At 33.7% G+C, this 15,938-nt stretch carries 17 protein-coding genes; 8 read left to right on the top strand and 9 right to left on the bottom strand.

The annotated features are described in order from the left end of the window. Both ACP7AT_RS15600 and ACP7AT_RS15595 read left to right on the top strand, forming a co-directional pair. The coding region (locus ACP7AT_RS15600) for an IS30 family transposase (RefSeq protein ID WP_426065360.1) at window positions 1–363 on the top strand (363 nt) is incomplete at its 5' end. A gap of 18 nt (window positions 364–381) precedes the next feature. After that, window positions 382–549 carry a hypothetical protein gene (locus ACP7AT_RS15595; protein ID WP_426065359.1) on the top strand — a complete coding sequence of 56 codons (168 nt, stop codon included), beginning with the start codon at window positions 382–384 and terminating at the stop codon, window positions 547–549. A gap of 237 nt (window positions 550–786) precedes the next feature. Here the strand turns inward: ACP7AT_RS15595 and ACP7AT_RS15590 are convergent, their stop codons facing one another. The 8 genes from ACP7AT_RS15590 to ACP7AT_RS15555 form a co-directional block, all read right to left on the bottom strand. Next, a complete protein-coding gene (locus tag ACP7AT_RS15590) occupies window positions 787–1,845 on the bottom strand; it encodes an ArsO family NAD(P)H-dependent flavin-containing monooxygenase (protein WP_426065358.1) in 1,059 nt (352 codons plus the stop codon). A gap of 7 nt (window positions 1,846–1,852) precedes the next feature. Continuing rightward, a complete protein-coding gene (gene arsB, locus ACP7AT_RS15585) occupies window positions 1,853–2,908 on the bottom strand; it encodes an ACR3 family arsenite efflux transporter (RefSeq protein WP_426065357.1) in 1,056 nt (351 codons plus the stop codon). Then, window positions 2,908–3,543, bottom strand: coding sequence for a low molecular weight phosphatase family protein (locus ACP7AT_RS15580; protein WP_426065356.1), 636 nt, complete (start codon window positions 3,541–3,543; stop codon window positions 2,908–2,910). Before ACP7AT_RS15580 ends, arsB begins: the two co-directional genes overlap by 1 nt. 15 nt (window positions 3,544–3,558) lie before the next feature. Continuing rightward, window positions 3,559–4,029 carry a DUF6428 family protein gene (locus tag ACP7AT_RS15575; RefSeq protein WP_426065355.1) on the bottom strand — a complete coding sequence of 157 codons (471 nt, stop codon included), beginning with the start codon at window positions 4,027–4,029 and terminating at the stop codon, window positions 3,559–3,561. A 19-nt stretch (window positions 4,030–4,048) separates the two neighbouring features. Beyond that, the gene (locus ACP7AT_RS15570) at window positions 4,049–4,381 is read right to left on the bottom strand and encodes an ArsR/SmtB family transcription factor (protein ID WP_104000459.1); all 333 of its coding nucleotides are present in this window, start codon (window positions 4,379–4,381) and stop codon (window positions 4,049–4,051) included. Between the two features lie 428 nt (window positions 4,382–4,809). Continuing rightward, a complete protein-coding gene (locus ACP7AT_RS15565) occupies window positions 4,810–5,892 on the bottom strand; it encodes a zinc-dependent alcohol dehydrogenase family protein (RefSeq protein WP_426065354.1) in 1,083 nt (360 codons plus the stop codon). A 306-nt stretch (window positions 5,893–6,198) separates the two neighbouring features. After that, window positions 6,199–6,582 (bottom strand): hypothetical protein, encoded by a 384-nt coding sequence (locus ACP7AT_RS15560; RefSeq protein ID WP_426065353.1) that lies wholly within the window; start codon window positions 6,580–6,582, stop codon window positions 6,199–6,201. A 513-nt stretch (window positions 6,583–7,095) separates the two neighbouring features. Beyond that, the gene (locus tag ACP7AT_RS15555) at window positions 7,096–8,610 is read right to left on the bottom strand and encodes a succinate CoA transferase (RefSeq protein ID WP_426065352.1); all 1,515 of its coding nucleotides are present in this window, start codon (window positions 8,608–8,610) and stop codon (window positions 7,096–7,098) included. Window positions 8,611–8,767: 157 nt separating this feature from the next. Between ACP7AT_RS15555 and ACP7AT_RS15550 the strand changes: the two genes are divergently transcribed. The 6 genes from ACP7AT_RS15550 to ACP7AT_RS15525 all read left to right on the top strand — a co-directional run bounded on the left by ACP7AT_RS15550 (window position 8,768) and on the right by ACP7AT_RS15525 (window position 15,026). After that, window positions 8,768–9,586 carry a helix-turn-helix domain-containing protein gene (locus tag ACP7AT_RS15550; RefSeq protein ID WP_426065351.1) on the top strand — a complete coding sequence of 273 codons (819 nt, stop codon included), beginning with the start codon at window positions 8,768–8,770 and terminating at the stop codon, window positions 9,584–9,586. Window positions 9,587–9,730: 144 nt separating this feature from the next. Further along, window positions 9,731–11,098 carry a TolC family protein gene (locus ACP7AT_RS15545; RefSeq protein ID WP_426065350.1) on the top strand — a complete coding sequence of 456 codons (1,368 nt, stop codon included), beginning with the start codon at window positions 9,731–9,733 and terminating at the stop codon, window positions 11,096–11,098. A gap of 36 nt (window positions 11,099–11,134) precedes the next feature. Then, window positions 11,135–12,187, top strand: coding sequence for an HlyD family secretion protein (locus ACP7AT_RS15540; RefSeq protein ID WP_426065348.1), 1,053 nt, complete (start codon window positions 11,135–11,137; stop codon window positions 12,185–12,187). Between the two features lie 4 nt (window positions 12,188–12,191). Beyond that, entirely contained in the window at window positions 12,192–13,775 is a 1,584-nt protein-coding gene (locus ACP7AT_RS15535; RefSeq protein ID WP_426065347.1) for an MFS transporter, read from the top strand. 218 nt (window positions 13,776–13,993) lie between these two features. Beyond that, entirely contained in the window at window positions 13,994–14,359 is a 366-nt protein-coding gene (locus ACP7AT_RS15530; RefSeq protein WP_426065346.1) for a hypothetical protein, read from the top strand. A 94-nt stretch (window positions 14,360–14,453) separates the two neighbouring features. Beyond that, the gene (locus ACP7AT_RS15525; RefSeq protein WP_426065345.1) at window positions 14,454–15,026 is read left to right on the top strand and encodes a DNA polymerase ligase N-terminal domain-containing protein; all 573 of its coding nucleotides are present in this window, start codon (window positions 14,454–14,456) and stop codon (window positions 15,024–15,026) included. Between the two features lie 144 nt (window positions 15,027–15,170). Here the strand turns inward: ACP7AT_RS15525 and ACP7AT_RS15520 are convergent, their stop codons facing one another. Next, on the bottom strand, window positions 15,171–15,431 hold the full coding sequence (locus ACP7AT_RS15520; protein ID WP_426065361.1) for an RMD1 family protein: 261 nt from the start codon (window positions 15,429–15,431) through the stop codon (window positions 15,171–15,173). Window positions 15,432–15,938: the final 507 nt, after the last annotated feature.

The raw sequence follows: 15,938 nt of genomic DNA, 5'->3' as shown, positions 1-15,938 counted from the left end.
ATAGAAAGTAAAGAAAGTGAATTGGTAAAACAAGCAACAATCGAATTACTACAGCACTGGAAACACTTAATAAATACAATAACTTCTGATAATGGGAAAGAGTTTGCGCAACATCAAGGAATCAGTTCGGCACTTGAAATCGATTTTTTCTTTGCCAACCTTTACAGCCCATGGGAACGTGGTGCAAATGAAAATCTAAATGGATTAATCAGACAATACATACCCAAATCATCATCATTTGATGAAATAACTCCAGAGAGAATTATAGAAATACGAGAGAAATTAAACAATAGACCAAGAAAAAGATTTAATTTTGAAACACCTAATTATATGTTTAATCAAAAAGTTGCATTTATAACTTGAATCCTGCAATTGAATAACATGATATTAAATATTATTCAAGACACAACCGATTTAAAGCAGGATATTTTGAATGAAAGTACTTTTAACACTAAAACGATGAGTGAGAAAGATTTGATTATTGCTAAGCTTCAAAGTCAAATTACTTCTTTAAAATTTGATAACAATGCTATTTTGAATGAAACATGAATACTGTTTCCCGAATTGAAAATATTGCCATTGTGAATTATGTTTTTAAGGAAAATTAAGCAACCAAAAAAGTGATTTCTGTAGTGCTTTATGAAAGTAAAAAAGATCTAAAAACCACCGAAAAACAAAAATTGACGGCATGGCTCAAAAATAAATTCAAAACGGAGGTTGTTGAAATGTATAAAGGCAATAAAGAGTTTAAATCTCGGTAATATTTTTATTTTCAAATAAATAGATTTAGTTTTTCTGTAAATATTCAGTAATTTCGTTACAGGTTTGTTTGGCATTTCTGTTTATTCCAATGAGTGTTGCGGATGCATAACCAGTCCAACTGCCGTAACCCGCAAGCCACAATCCGGGAAGTTCAGTTGCTTTGCTTTCTTCGGTTTTTATGATGCCTCTTTCATCTGTTGAAACGATATTTTTCAAGAAAGAGGTCGCATAACCAAAACCGGTACACCAAATTATCGCATCAAAATCCTCTTTGGATCCGTCAGACCAAATCACACCGTTTTCATAAACGTTTTCAAAACTGCCACTTGAAATAAGAACTCCTCTGGATCGAGCTTCCTGAACTGGTGGGACCATTACAATATTTCCCAAATCATAATTGGCCGCATTAAATGGTTTCCCTTCTTTTTCAGCGTTGTATTTGGCGGTTGCCACGTTAAAAAGATAAAACCCGTCCACTTCATCCGGTAAATATTGTGGTGGTTTTCTGGTTGACCATTTCACGGAGGTGACTTTAGAAATTTCGGCTACAATTTGTGCTCCTGAATTTCCTTCGCCAACTACCAATACGTTTAAATTCCTAAACTGCTCTGCATTTTTGTAATGGTCGGAATGGATTTGAATTCCTTTGAAAGTATCTATTCCTTTCATCTTTGGAATAAAAGGATTGTTCCAAGTTCCCGCCGCCGCAATAATTGCTTTTGAAAAATAGATTCCTTTATTGGTGTAAATTTTGAATACTTTATTTTCAGAAGTTATATTATCTACAGTAACGGAGCGCTCTATTGGAAATTCATAACGTTTTTCATATTGGCACAAATAATCAATTACTTCTTGTTTTAAAGGAAACAGATTTTTAGATTTTGGCATCAGCCAACCCGGCAAAGAACTGTGTTCAGCAGGAGAAAAAAGCGTCAAACTGTCCCAGGCATGAAGCCAAGCACCACCGCATTTTTCTTCTTTATCTACGGTGAGAAAGTTGAGTTTATGGCGTCGTAAATAATACCCGCAAGCCAATCCGCTTTGTCCGCCGCCAATAACAATAACATCTAGTATTTCTTGCATAATAACGTTACTTTACGTTTGTTGTAGCGTAATATTTTTTTCTTAACCAAAAAGCGACATTAACCAGAATTATCAAAGCCGGAACTTCTACCAGCGGTCCAATAACTCCTGCAAATGCTTGTCCGCTGTTGATTCCGAAAACACCAATGGAAACTGCAATTGCTAACTCGAAATTATTTCCGGATGCCGTGAATGAAAGCGCAACGGCGTCTCTATAATTTGCTCCAATTTTTTTGGAAACAAAGAACATCAGGAAAAACATAATGGTAAAAAAAATGACAAGCGGAATGGCAATTCTAATCACATCAAGTGGCAAGTCGACTATCATTTCACCTTTTAAACTGAACATAACTATGATAGTAAAAAGCAACGCAATCAAAGTAATAGGTGAAACAAAAGGAATAAACTTTTGATTGAACCATTTGTCTCCAATGAATTTCTTGATGGCATAACGGCTAATTACTGCTAATGCAAATGGAATTCCTAAATAAATTCCAACTGTTGTAGCAATTTGAGCAATCGTAATATTTAATTCTAACCCTTTTATTCCAATTAATGGCAGCATGATTTCCAAATAGAAATAGGCATACAAACTAAAAAAGAACACTTGAAGTAAACTGTTAATTCCAATTAGTCCAGCGGTTAATTCTCTGTTTCCTTCGGCTAATTCATTCCAGACAATTACCATTGCAATGCAAGGCGCAATCCCAATTATAATTAAACCCATCATGTATTCCGGGTAATCTTTCAAAAAGAATGTTGCCAATGAGAACATTAAAAATGGACCAACAATCCAGGTTATAAAAAAAGAAGCAGTCAGTAATTTTGGTTTTTCAAGCATCAAAGGAATTTTTGAAAAATCAATTTTAGTCAAAGGAGGATACATCATTAATATTAATCCAATTGCCAGTGGCACATTGGTTGTTCCGCTTGAAAAAGAATTGATAAAACCACTGCTGGAAGGTATAAAGTATCCAATGGAAACTCCTATTGCCATTGCCAAAAATATCCAAAGTGTCAAGTAACTGTCGAGAAAGTTTAATCTTTTTTTATGTACTTTCATTAGTATGATTTTATTTGTGAAAACACATAAAACATTTCGGTTGCAATTTGTAAACTGCGTTCCTTATATTTTTCTGCTTGTTGTGGCGTATTGTCAAATGCTTTTGGATCTTCAAAAGTCATTGGAATACGCTTTTCGGCACCTGCAATAAATGGGCAACCGCCATCCGCTTGTGAACAAGTCAATATCGCTGCAAATTCACTTTGGGGATTAAAATCGTCATCATACGTTTTGGAAAAACCAATAATTGGATGTTCATTTTCTCCATATTTTATGGCATAAATCGGATTATTCCCTGCTGCGATGGTTTTAATTTTAAATCCCGATTGTTCCAATGTTTTGGTAACCACAGGAAATAAAGCAGTTGCTTCGGTGCCACCAGAATAACAAAATACATTTTTTATATTGAAATGTGCCGCTGCGGTTTGTGCCCAAACCTGAGACAAATGACTTCTTCTAGAATTGTGGGTGCAAATTAAGTTCAGCCGAATTTCTTGTTTGTTCGTTACTTTATCTTGAATAAAATCAATAAGCGGTTGCAAAACGATTTTACGTGCTGCTGTTATTGTTTCAAAATCCAAAGTACCGATTACTTTTTCTATTTCTGGAAATAGGATGGTTTTGGTTTGTTCCATTTTACCGTTTTAAAATTAACAACAACCTCCACCCGGAGTGCAGCTGTTGGTTTGACTAGCGATTTCGGATAACTTCACTTTTTGTTTTTCGGCTGGAATGCCACATTGATCCTGGGCCAAACAAGCTGTTTGTTTGTTTAACAAAGTGAATGCTGTTCCGTTGAAACCAATATCGTATTTACCAATCGTTTCTGCTTGAAATTCTACTTCTACTTCATAATCTTCGATACCTAAAATTTTTTCAGATAATTCAATTATATCCAATAATTTTTGCGGTTTTAAGCGGTGTTCAAAATCATTGGCGTCCCATAATTGAAAGTTAACAACGGTTTCTTTTCGAACTTTTCCACCGCAATCAATAAAGTTTTTAGTGATTAAACCCACTTCAGTTACATGGAAATGTTCTGGAACATAAGTTCCGTTTGGCAATACAAAAGCTACGTTGTCCAACGTGCTCAATTGTTTTTTAATTTCTGATAATTTCATGATTCTTGTAATTTAAAAATTAACAACATTGATTTTTCTTGTTTTCTAAATAGTCATTGATGTTTTTAAAAAATCCTTTGATTTTCTCAAAGCCTTCTTCATTTAGGCAGTAGCAAATGGAAGCCCCTTCAAAATTGCCTTTTATGAGTCCGGCATTTTTTAGTTCTTTCAAGTGTTGCGAAACGGTAGGTTGGGCTAGTGGCAGCTCGTTTACAATATCGCCGCACACACAACTGTTTACTTTTATTAAATGTTGGATTATGGCAATTCGGGCAGGATGACCAATAGCTTTCGCCAATGTTGCCAATTCGTTTTGCTCGTCTGTGAAATGCTCTGATTTAGTAATTCCCATCGTTATATATGTATATTGCAATATTACGATAATAAAAATCAATATCAAATTTTTTGACGTTAATTTAAAATTAAAATGCAATGCAATCGAGTAGGAGTGATTAAAATTAAATCCCAATCGCATTACCTTTTAGTTTTGAATGATTTTAAAATTAAGGTGCGATTTGCTCACATAATATATAATGATGAACCCTTTGGGCGTAATTCAATTTGTTTAATTTTTTAACCACATAGAAACATAGATTTTAAAATTATGTAAGGCGTTTTACTTTTTAGTGAAAATCATAGCTATGTGAAGCCAAAAATTGGGCTGTCTAACTCTTTTTTTATATGTTTCTATGTGAGTCAATTTTTTTATTTAAGATTAATTGAAATTTTCATTAATTACACCCAACGGGTTAATGATAAATACAAAGTCACAATCAGATTTTAGGGTTCAATAATTACCTTCATCGCTTTTTCTTTCGCGGCGTTTCCAAAAACTTCATAGGCTTTTAGGATTTCGTCTAATTTAAAATGATGGGTAATTAGTTTGGCGGGTTCCAATTTTCCGGAGGAAACTGTTTTCAACAACATTGGAGTAGTATTTGTATTTACCAATCCCATTGTTATTGTAATATTTTGAATCCACAAATCTTGAATTTGCAATTCTACCGGTTTTCCATGTACTCCAATATTTGCAATGTGACCACCGGGGCGAACAATTTTTTGGCATATATCGAAAGTAGCTGGAATTCCAACTGCTTCAATAGCTACATCAACGCCATCTTTAGTTTCGGCTAATATTCTTTTTAAGACATCTTCTTTTGCTGAATTGATCGTATCTGTGGCGCCAAATTTTTTGGCCATTTTTAAACGATTTTCATCCATATCAATCATGTAAATTTTGGAAGGCGAATAAAACTGGGCAGTAAGCAACGCTGACATTCCTATAGGTCCAGATCCTACAATTGCAATGGTATCTCCGGGTTTTACACCGCCGTTAATCACGCCGATTTCATGTCCTGTAGGTAAAATATCGCTTAACATTACCAAAGCTTCTTCATCAGCGCCTTTTGGTATAAGATGGAGACTGTTATCTGCATGAGGAATACGAACATATTCTGCCTGAGTACCGTTTATAAGGTGTCCTAATATCCAGCCACCATCCTCGCAATGAGCGTACAGCTGTTTTTTGCAATATTCGCAGGATCCATCAGAAGTGATACAGGAAATAATCACATGGTCTCCTTTTTTAAAATTCCTAACGGAAGTTCCAATTTCTTCAATTACACCAACTCCTTCGTGTCCCAACGTAGTTCCTGGTTTTACCGATGGGGTTTTTCCATGTAAAATTCCCAAGTCTGTTCCGCAGATAGTGGTTTTAAGTATTTTTACCAATACATCGGTTGCTTTTTCGATTTTAGGTAGTGGGACGTCTTTCAATTCTATTTTTCCAGGACCGTCATAAACTAGAGCTTTCATTGTTTTAGTCTGAACCATTTTAATTTTATTTGAGAGTTGTTTATCCATTATTGGACAGGCTTTGTGTATATTGAATCTTGTTATCTAAAAAAAGATTAGAATTAATTATAACTATTTTGTATTAATTAATAATTTCTTAATCAAGAAAATTACTGTCGAAAGTTCGTTTGCTTCCTTGTTAAATTCTATGATATAAATCATTTTTTTAAGTAAATATTTCGATCTATTTAAGATGGTATTTTTAGTCGAAAGCTCTTATTATAATGTAGTACAACTGATAATAAACATCTTTTAAGAAAGAGAATCCAACCTTTTTTTTAAAAACACAGTTCTAATTTCCGTAAATTATTTCGCTTACATCCATTTTGATAAAAAATCAATCAATTCTTCTCTTAAATCTTTGAATAGTTTTTCAAAAGTTGCAATACTTTCTCTGTGGTTTTTATGATCTGAAAATTTATCATGATCAACCGCATTAGGATTACCACGTGCTGCTGACTCCAGGTACAATTCATGACTTTTAATATCATGGCTTAAGATATCAATTTGTTCCTTTTGAATAATCAGCTGATTGTTAAAATGATCCGTTAAAGAACGAACCTCTTTTGAAGTATTCTTTTCCGCCACTTCCTTAATTCGCTTAGACATAATTACAAGCTCATCCTTATAAAACAAAAGTTTGTTTAGCCACGTTTTATGTTCTTCATGTAACTGATAAATTGATTTTTTAGTGTCCATTTTTTATATGTTTTTAAATAGTTTGAGATTAATTTAACCCGTTGGGTGTAATTCAATTTGTTTAATTTTTTAACCAAATAGAAACATAGATTTTAAAATTATGTAAGGCCTTTCACTTTTTCAGAGAAAAGGATAGCTATGTGAACCCAAGAATTAGGCTGTTCTACTCTTTTTTTCTATGTTTCTATGTGGTTCAAATTTTTCATTAATGATTAATTAAAATTTTTATTAATTACACCCAACGATTTAATTTAATATCGGTTTCACGATTTAAAAATGTTTCCGGAATTACAATCTCGTTTATTCCGCCATTTTTTATTTTAGAAATTAAAAATATAGTTTTTTGTATAAAAAAGAAAAAAACATTAAGTTCCTTAAAGTTAGTTATTTATGTTGTAATAAATAGAAAAATAGGCAGATTTTAAGCTACAAAAAATCGATTGATTAAAAGAAAAAACATTCCCGAACAATCAAGTGTGTTTGGGGATGTTAGAAAAGATATGAATGCTAATGCTAGAGTAATTCAACTAAACAGTTTTGTTTCATGCTGCCGGTTTCAATATATCTGGAATGAAGTTTAAAAGCTTCCTTTAAAATATGCGGTGTATGGCCACCGCGCAAACAAGCACGATCAAAATAATCTGATAATTCTTCTCTATATTCCGGATGCGTGCAATTTTCAATGATAATTTTGGCGCGTTCTCTGGGAGCAAGCCCTCTTAATTCGGCAATTCCCTGTTCGGTAATTAAAACATCAACATCATGTTCAGTATGATCAACATGGGACACCATTGGTAAAACATGCGAAATGGCATTAAATTCTTTTGAAGATGATTGGGTGACAAAAATACTCAAATAGGCATTCCGGGCAAAATCACCCGACCCGCCAATGCCATTCATCATATTAGTGCCTGAAATATGGGTAGAATTTACATTCCCATAAATATCAAATTCGATGGCTGTATTTATGGCTATAACTCCCAATCTTCGTATCACTTCCGCTGAATTGCTGATATTTTGCGGTCGAAGGAGAATTTTGTCTTTGTACTTTTCGAAATTATCAAGAATGTTTTTATAGCAATTTTCAGAAACGGTGATGGAGGAAGCCGAAGCAAAATTTAATTTTCCGCTATCAAGGAGTTCAAACGTGCTGTCCTGCAATACTTCGGAATACATCACTAAATTTTCAAAATTTCCTTTGGCAAAGCCAGACATGACCGCATTTGCCACTTTTCCAATTCCGGCCTGCAATGGCATTAATGAATTGGTTAAACGACCTTCTTTGATTTCATTTTCAAAAAAAGCCAATAAATGATTGGCAATGGCAGCCGTTTTCGGGTCTATTGAAGTTACTTGTGCTGGACTATCGGGAATTTCCGTAAAAACAATTCCAATGACCTTTTTAGGATCGATAGTGATATAATTAGTTCCTATTCTGTCAGCAGTAGCCGTAATGTTTAAAACGTCTCGATTGGGATAACTTTTTGAAATATAAATGTCATGAATCCCGGCGAATTCAAGAGGTATGGAAGTATTTATTTCGATGATAATTTTATCGGCAGTATGCGCAAAAGTGGCGGAATTTCCCACTGAGGTTGTTGGAATTACATTTCCATTCTCATCGATATACGTGCCTTCAATAACCGCAATATCAATTTTCGAAAGGTGTTTGTTCTCTAAAAGTTCGACAGTTTCACTTAAATGTTGGTCAATAAAAAGTACTTTCCCTTCATTTATTTTTTTTCGTAAGGTGGCGTCAACCTGAAATGGCATTCTCTTGTATAAGGCGTTATTGTTAGCCAAATCCGCATCTGTGGTATGACCTAAAGAAGCACCGGTAATTAATGTGATTCCAATATTTTCTAATTTTGCTCTTTCGGCAAAAGCAGGTAGAACAGCTTTACTGTCACCAGCTTTTGTAAATCCACTGGTTCCGATAGTCATTTTGTCTTTGAAAAATAAAGCGGCTTCTTGTGCAGAAATAACTTTGTCTTTGTAACTTTGAAATCTAATTCTGTCCATCTGCATAATTATGTGTTTTTAATAAAAAAATAACCAAAAATTGATGTTTTGATAATGATTTAAAACAATAATTATATTTTAGTTTAAATCATATACAATTTTAGTAATATTAAGAATTGGACAAATATCCTGATAAGTCATAAAAATATTCATTTCAGTCACAATGGGTTCATCTGAAGCTTTAGAAGAAAAATATTATATTAAAGAGGTCAATACCGAAAAAAAAAGTATTTATTGCCACCATGATTTAATGGGCGAATTAATGATTCCAACCCATAAGCATGAAAAATCACAAATGCTTTACTCTGAAGGTGGTATTGTTCACGTTACTACGGAAACCAAAACTTATTTTCTTCCGGCACGTCATTTTATTTGGATTCCGGGAGGCGTAAAACATAGTATTCAACCCAACTCTGAGGATGTTATGATGCGCAATCTGTATTTTCCAATAGGTTTAGATGAAGACTCTTTTTATGAAAAAGAAGGTATTTATCCCATTAACGATTTGTTGTTGCAAATGATGCTTTTCACAAATCGATGGAATGGAAACCTGAAAAAGGGAACTAGAAATTTTACTATTGCCAACGCGATAAAAGCCATTCTGCCTGAAATATGTCTTACGAATTTACCATTATCGTTGCCTTTGCCAAAGGATATTCGTCTCCATAAAATCATTATCTATTTAGATAAAAATTTGGGAGAAACTATTATGTTTTCTGATTTGGCCAACCGATTTGGGTTTAGTGAGCGCTCTTTGTATCGCTTGTTCCAAAAAGATTTAGGCATGTCCTTTATTCAATATTTTACCATTCGAAGAATTTTAAAAGCAATTGAATTGTTACTTGAAAAAAAATTATCTGTTAATGAAGTCGCGCAGGCGGTAGGTTACAATAGTGTTCCAACCTTCAGTAATACATTTTTTAAGATTTTAGGACAACGCCCTTCTGATTATTTAAAAGGGATTGAAATATTAAAAAAGTAATTTTTTGGAACTTTCATTTTCTGCAATCATTCTAGTAATTTTATAGGCTTATATTTGTCTGAAATGGATAAATAGTTGGCTATAGTTGATTTTAAGGCATGGATTAAATTTGGGAACTTTGCAACCTATTCCTTGATCTAAATTATGTTTCTGAAAAAAAGGGTTCTTTGGAGCCAAACAAAAATTAATTTTTCAAAAAATGCCTTGTTGTTATTCCTCTTCTTTCAAGGAATAATGTCAGTGCAAGCGCAATCAACTACTGCTATTTCTTTAAATGATGCTTTAAAAAGCGCTAAAGAAAATAATAAGACCATTCAGAAATCTCATATAGAACAGCGTATTTCAGAACAAGAAATTGCCGTAACAAAAGATCTTCGTTTACCGGAACTTAATTTTAATGCAATGTATTCCCGATTATCAGATCTGACGGAATACGAAGGCAGTTTTTTCTCGGATAAACATACTTATACTCCACAACCTGGAACTGTAATATATGATGCGGTCACAAATTTTGATATGCCGATTTATGCAGGTAACAGAATCAATAATGCGATTAAAAAGTCGAAAGAGGAAAACGAAATTGCCAAAATCAAGGTAGAGAAGACACAAAATCATATTCAGTTGCTGGTTACCGCTACTTTTTTGGGCATTTATAAAATGATGGAACTCCAGAAAATCATTAACGAAAGTATAAAAGAAGAACAGGAACGATTAAAAGAAGTGAAAGCTTTTAAAACCTTTGGAACCGTTACTAAAAACGAAGTGTTGCGTTCTGAACTGCAATTATCTGACAGAGAACTCAATTCATTAACTAATAAAAAAAATATTAGGATTTCACTTCAAGATTTAAAAACTCTTTTGCAGTTACCAGAAGATGCTGAAATTACTATCAATACAACAGGATTACTCGATACAGCTCCATTGAAAGACTATGATTTCTATTTTGAAGAAACCCTTCAAAACGAAGAAATGCGTATTTCTAGTAGAAAAGTAGACGTAAAAAAAACAGAGTTAAAAATGGTGAAAGGAAATTATTATCCTAAGGTGAGTTTCTTTGGAAATTATAATCTGAAATATCCCGACTATATGTTATTTACTTTGAATCGTCCCTATCTCTACACCATTGGACAAATTGGAGTGGAAGCTACTTATAATTTATCTGGTTTGTATAAAAATAAAGCGCGAGTTCAGGTTGCCAATTTAAAAGTGGAATTGCAAGAAAATGATTTAGAGCTTGTAAAAAATGAAATGGTGGATAAAGTATTTAAAAATCATACTCAATATCAGGAAATACTGGATAAGCTTTCGGTTACGGACAAAGCATTGGATTTAGCCAATGAAAATTATCGCATTGTAAAAGTAAAATACCTGAACCAATTGGTCTTGATTACGGAAATGGTCGATGCTGATAATGCGCTGCTTCAGGCAAAATTCAACAAAATTTCCACTAGAATAGATGCTGCTATGAAACATTATGAATTGCTCCATACGGCAGGATTACTTAATAAATAATAATTTCAATTTAATATAATTTAGTTTCCAATTTATATGGTAAAAGTACAGAATTCGTCAAGAGCTCATCGATCATTTCATAGATTAATCACCTTGATTGCCAGTATTTTGGTTGTGGGGGGAATTGTTTTAGGAATTTGGTTTTATATTTTTAATAAAAATCACGAAGAAACTAATGATGCTCAAGTAGATCAATTTGTAACACCAATTATGGCCCGAATTACGGGTTTTATTAAAGAAGTGCGCTATAATGAAAACCAATTTGTTCATAAAGGTGATACGCTGCTGGTAATTGACAACAGGGAATACAAAGCGCATTTAGACATGGCACTGGCAGATGTTGAAAACGCAAAAAGCAATAGCATGGTGATCGAAAAAAATGTTGCAACAACTTCTAATACAATTTCAGTTAGACAGGCTCAGTTGCAAGCTGCAAAAACGGAAGTTTGGAAAACAAAATTGGAATACAATCGCTACAAAGAATTAGTAGGCCAGGACGCGGCTACAGAACAACAGCTTGAAAAAGTAAAAGCGGATTATGAATTGGCACAGGCACATTATCAGGAAATAGCAAACACCATTCAATCGGCGGCATTAAATACTGCTGAAGCTTCCGCTAAAATCCCAGCTGCTCAGACGGTAATTCAGTCCAAACAAGCGGTTGCTGACAATGCCACTTTGTTTCTTTCTTACACCATAATTACCGCTCCGTATGATGGATGGGTGGGAAAAAAAATGATTCAGCCAGGACAAATGATAAAAGAAGGACAGACCTTAGTTTCTATCGTTAGCAAGGAAAAGTGGATTACAGCTAATTTTAAGGAAACGCAGCTGCAGTATTTATCTGTTGGACAAGAAGTTACAATGCAAGCAGATGCAATTAGGGGAAGAAAATTTACCGGGATCATTGAGTCACTATCTCCTGCCAGTGGTGCACGTTTTTCGCTCTTACCTCCTGATAATGCTACGGGTAATTTTATAAAAATAGAACAAAGAATCCCGGTCAGAATAAAATTAAAAGTAAGTGATGCACAAACGGACTTTCTTAGAGCCGGCATGAATGTTACGGTTATCGCCGAACACAAATAATAAGATGTCAGAAGTAAGTATTTTTAAATCTTGGGTTCCAAATTGGGCTATTATTGCCATTATATTTTTCTGTATGCTGCATTCCATGGTTTTATTGGGAGTATATACTTCTAATGTAACGTATGCAGCGAGTTTTTTGGATGTGGAAGTCGAAGATTTGCAGTTTTCGATGTGTGTTACTTACGGGACTTTTCTGGCTACATTACTCATTGAAAGTAGGTTTTTTAAGTTTTTTCCAACCAAAAAATATTTCCTAGTCATTTACGGTCTGGCAGCCTTGACCTTTATTTTGACAGCCTACACGGAAATTTTTTCTTTGTTTATTATCCTAAGAATGGTCGAAGGAATTTTGATGGCATTGCCTGTTTTGCCTCTGCGATTATTTTTAATTTCAAGATTTAAGTCAAAAAATGCCGTGATTATTGGTTTTTCCATTAATTATGGCGCTTTGATGCTGGCTTCACCTTTTATAATGAATATTGCGGTTTGGTTGCTTGAAAATTACGATTGGAAATATATGGCTTTAGGTTCCGCTTTTTTTCAAATTGTGTGCGTGGCTTTGGTTATGATTACATTCAATAACAATCGGTATTATAAAAAAATTCCGTTGTATCAAATAGATTGGGCCAGTTTTATTCTTGTGCTTACCGCCATCATATGTGGCAGTTATTTTGTGGTTTATGGTCAAAAAAAATATTGGTTTGAATCATCCCAAATTATAGTTGCGCTTATTGTCGCCTTAATCACAGGAGGTTTTTTTATCGCCCGACAAATGCTGGTTACTCGCCCTACTTTTGACATGAAAGTTTTTCAGTATTCAAATTTACGAACCGGATTGTTATTGTCTGTGGTCTTTTATATTGTCAGATCGACTTTAAATATTTGTCACAGCACGATGTATGTGGTTTGGAACTGGGAGCCTTCAAGAGTAGCACATGTGCAGTATCTGAATATGATAGGAGTTGTAACCGGAATGATTCTTACGGGAATATTTCTGGCTAAATCTGTAGCTTCTCGATATATTTTTATACTGGGATTTTCACTCTTTGCCGTATTTCATTTCTGGTTTACCTTTCTTTTTGTGCCTGATGCCTCGCTGGCGGATATCGCTATTCCTTATATGTTGCAGGGAGTCGCGGTCGGAGTAATATTTGTTCCGTTAGTATTGTTCACCGTATCGGCTGTTCCTAAACATTATGCTCCTTTTGCTGGAATTGTAGGAGTTGCAGGCCGTTTTTGGGGAAGCATAATGGGATTCGCGATTATTCAAAATGCAGGATGGTTTTTGCAAAGTACGCATTTTACAAAATTCCGACAGTTTGTTCTTCCCGAAAGTCCGGAGACACAAAGGCGCGTCGAACAACTCACCAAAAATTTTGTAGGTAAAGGATATACGTTGGATGATTCCAATAAATTAGCGATGAAACAAATTATCAGTTCGGTTTCAAAACAATCGATATTATTGTCCAATATGGAAATTTTTACCGCTATGGGTTACTTTATGCTTATCGTCGTTATTTTTCTGCTGCTTAATCAGCATTTAAGGAAAACGTTTGACGTTTTCAAAAATAGAATTTGGGGTAATTAAAACGATGGCTAAAGTTTGATATAATCTTTTACCAGAATGATTTTTAATATTAAATTATTGATTTTTTGTCGTTTTTTCTAATTCAATAAAGTTTTCAAAATCTCTTTTCTTTCTGTAAAATTCTTCTGTAATTTCATGTTTTTTACTATTTATAAAAGGATATTTATTAAAAAATGATTAACTTAGTGTGTTGTAAATCAATTAAATAAAATAGTAAAATGGAAAAAAGTAACGACAAATCAGGTTCTGCTAAAGAAAAACTGGAAAACGAAGATAAAAATAAAGTACCGGATTTTCTTTTGTATCCGCCAAGCGAGGATATTTATAACCAATTGAAAAAAGAATCGGATATAGACCCGGAAGATATATCGAAAAATAAAGTGCCCGTTGAAATCGATAATGTCAGTGAACTGAATGAAAAAGATTTTGAACAGGATGTTTCGGGTGGTGATTTAGATATTCCGGGCTCCGAATTAGATGATGATCTTGAGGATGTAGGAAGTGAGGATGAAGAAAACAACCATTACGGGATTGGAGGGGATAATCATAGTAATCTGGATGAGAATGATGGAAAAAAAAGTTAAAACCGTATAAAAGCTAATTTTTTAAAATGTCGCTTTTATAAATTGTTACAGAATATGAGCAGCATAAATTTTCCATTCAATTCAATCATCTAGTATGACGTTGCATAAATATAACCTAAAGCGCAATTTTGATTCTACAACTGAACCCGAAGGGAAAATTGAAAAATCTAAAAAGGAACTTGTTTTTGTGGTGCAAAAACATTCAGCTTCCCATTTGCACTATGATTTTCGATTGGAAATAAATGGTGTGTTAAAAAGTTGGGCGATACCCAAAGGGCCTTCTATGAATCCCGCTGACAAAAGGCTTGCGATTATGGTAGAAGATCATCCCTACAATTACAAGGATTTTGAAGGGACTATTCCAGAGGGGAATTATGGAGCAGGAAAGGTTATCGTTTGGGATAACGGAACATATACTTTGGCTGATGAACAAAATGAACATAAAATTGAAACTATTTTAAAATCTCATTTACAAAAGGGACACCTTAGTTTTATTCTTAAGGGAAAAAAATTAAAAGGGGAATTTGCGCTGGTAAAATTAAAAACCAAACAGGAAAGTACTTGGCTTTTGATAAAGAAAAAGGATGCGTTTGCTGTTGAAAGCGATATTTTAGAAGAAAATAAATCGGTGATTTCTAATTTGACTTTGGAGGCTTTTGATAAATAATTTCTAAAATGATAGTTAAATGTTAATAAAAAAATGAGGTGATTGCAAGTTTAAGTGCAATTAATATAATTACAACCTATTCCAGACGGGAACTTTCCCTCACATTAAATACATCCGTAAAAAGGGAAAGATTTTTTCTACGATTTATAGACGGCTATCCAAGTCTTTAAATCTCGTAACACTATTAAAATTGACCTTCAGATGTCGTTTAAAGAGATTCAGTTCCTCGCTCTCCCTCACTAAATTGGGGAGATCCAAAATGTATAAATTTTCTTCTATACTATTTTTTACATTTAGAACTTTACCAATGTCTTTAAGTAAATTGGTTTTTGAAATACCAAGTTTTCCGCGTCGTTCCAATTTTAGAATATAGTGTTTTGACGATGTAATTAATGTATTAGTCAGAACTTCGTATTAATATAATGCTACAGATTGACCAATATTGCGCATCACAATAGATAATACAGATAGAGTCAATTTGGGAAATAATCATATAATTATTTTTTACAATCTATCATCAGTGTCAATTTGGTATTCTTCGAATAAATATAAATTCACCCAATTCTTCACGTAATTTTTATAAAAGTATCAATTCACTCTTGGCAGCCGAATCATAGTCAGGTAAAACCAATACTCCAGAGTCAAAAACATACAAATAATGCTCGGAATTTTCCATCGCATAAAATTCTGTGGAAAAAGATCCCGAATATATTTAGGCAATATGGTACCTGCGAAATTTCTTAATAACTAGATTCAACTAATTAATGCAACTTTTAGGGGGGAGATAAAGATCTTTTTTCAAAAGAAAGGACTTTTAAAAAGCCCTCTCTCTCGAATGGAATAAATGTTCTTTATTTGCTCCTGACCAAAGTTGTAAATAATGAGCCACTTAACCAGCGAACAAAGATACAC

The sequence above is a fragment of the Flavobacterium sp. DSP2-3-1 genome (genome assembly GCF_049896865.1).
Taxonomy (GTDB): Bacteria; Bacteroidota; Bacteroidia; order Flavobacteriales; family Flavobacteriaceae; genus Flavobacterium.
The sequence above is the reverse complement of the archived record's forward strand: the minus strand, read 5'-3'. Positions and strand labels throughout refer to the sequence as shown.

Bases quoted from the DNA above. Each gene is read 5' to 3' on its own strand.
- ACP7AT_RS15550 (WP_426065351.1), top strand. From the start codon at position 8,768: ATGGGTTCATCTGAAGCTTTAGAAGAAAAATATTATATTAAAGAGGTC.
- ACP7AT_RS15595 (WP_426065359.1), top strand. From the start codon at position 382: ATGATATTAAATATTATTCAAGACACAACCGATTTAAAGCAGGATATT.
- ACP7AT_RS15530 (WP_426065346.1), top strand. From the start codon at position 13,994: ATGGAAAAAAGTAACGACAAATCAGGTTCTGCTAAAGAAAAACTGGAA.
- ACP7AT_RS15540 (WP_426065348.1), top strand. From the start codon at position 11,135: ATGGTAAAAGTACAGAATTCGTCAAGAGCTCATCGATCATTTCATAGA.
- ACP7AT_RS15575 (WP_426065355.1), bottom strand. From the start codon at position 4,029: ATGAAATTATCAGAAATTAAAAAACAATTGAGCACGTTGGACAACGTA.
- ACP7AT_RS15555 (WP_426065352.1), bottom strand. From the start codon at position 8,610: ATGCAGATGGACAGAATTAGATTTCAAAGTTACAAAGACAAAGTTATT.
- ACP7AT_RS15565 (WP_426065354.1), bottom strand. From the start codon at position 5,892: ATGGATAAACAACTCTCAAATAAAATTAAAATGGTTCAGACTAAAACA.
- ACP7AT_RS15560 (WP_426065353.1), bottom strand. From the start codon at position 6,582: ATGGACACTAAAAAATCAATTTATCAGTTACATGAAGAACATAAAACG.
- ACP7AT_RS15535 (WP_426065347.1), top strand. From the start codon at position 12,192: ATGTCAGAAGTAAGTATTTTTAAATCTTGGGTTCCAAATTGGGCTATT.
- ACP7AT_RS15580 (WP_426065356.1), bottom strand. From the start codon at position 3,543: ATGGAACAAACCAAAACCATCCTATTTCCAGAAATAGAAAAAGTAATC.
- arsB (WP_426065357.1), bottom strand. From the start codon at position 2,908: ATGAAAGTACATAAAAAAAGATTAAACTTTCTCGACAGTTACTTGACA.
- ACP7AT_RS15590 (WP_426065358.1), bottom strand. From the start codon at position 1,845: ATGCAAGAAATACTAGATGTTATTGTTATTGGCGGCGGACAAAGCGGA.
- ACP7AT_RS15525 (WP_426065345.1), top strand. From the start codon at position 14,454: ATGACGTTGCATAAATATAACCTAAAGCGCAATTTTGATTCTACAACT.
- ACP7AT_RS15570 (WP_104000459.1), bottom strand. From the start codon at position 4,381: ATGGGAATTACTAAATCAGAGCATTTCACAGACGAGCAAAACGAATTG.
- ACP7AT_RS15545 (WP_426065350.1), top strand. From the start codon at position 9,731: ATGTTTCTGAAAAAAAGGGTTCTTTGGAGCCAAACAAAAATTAATTTT.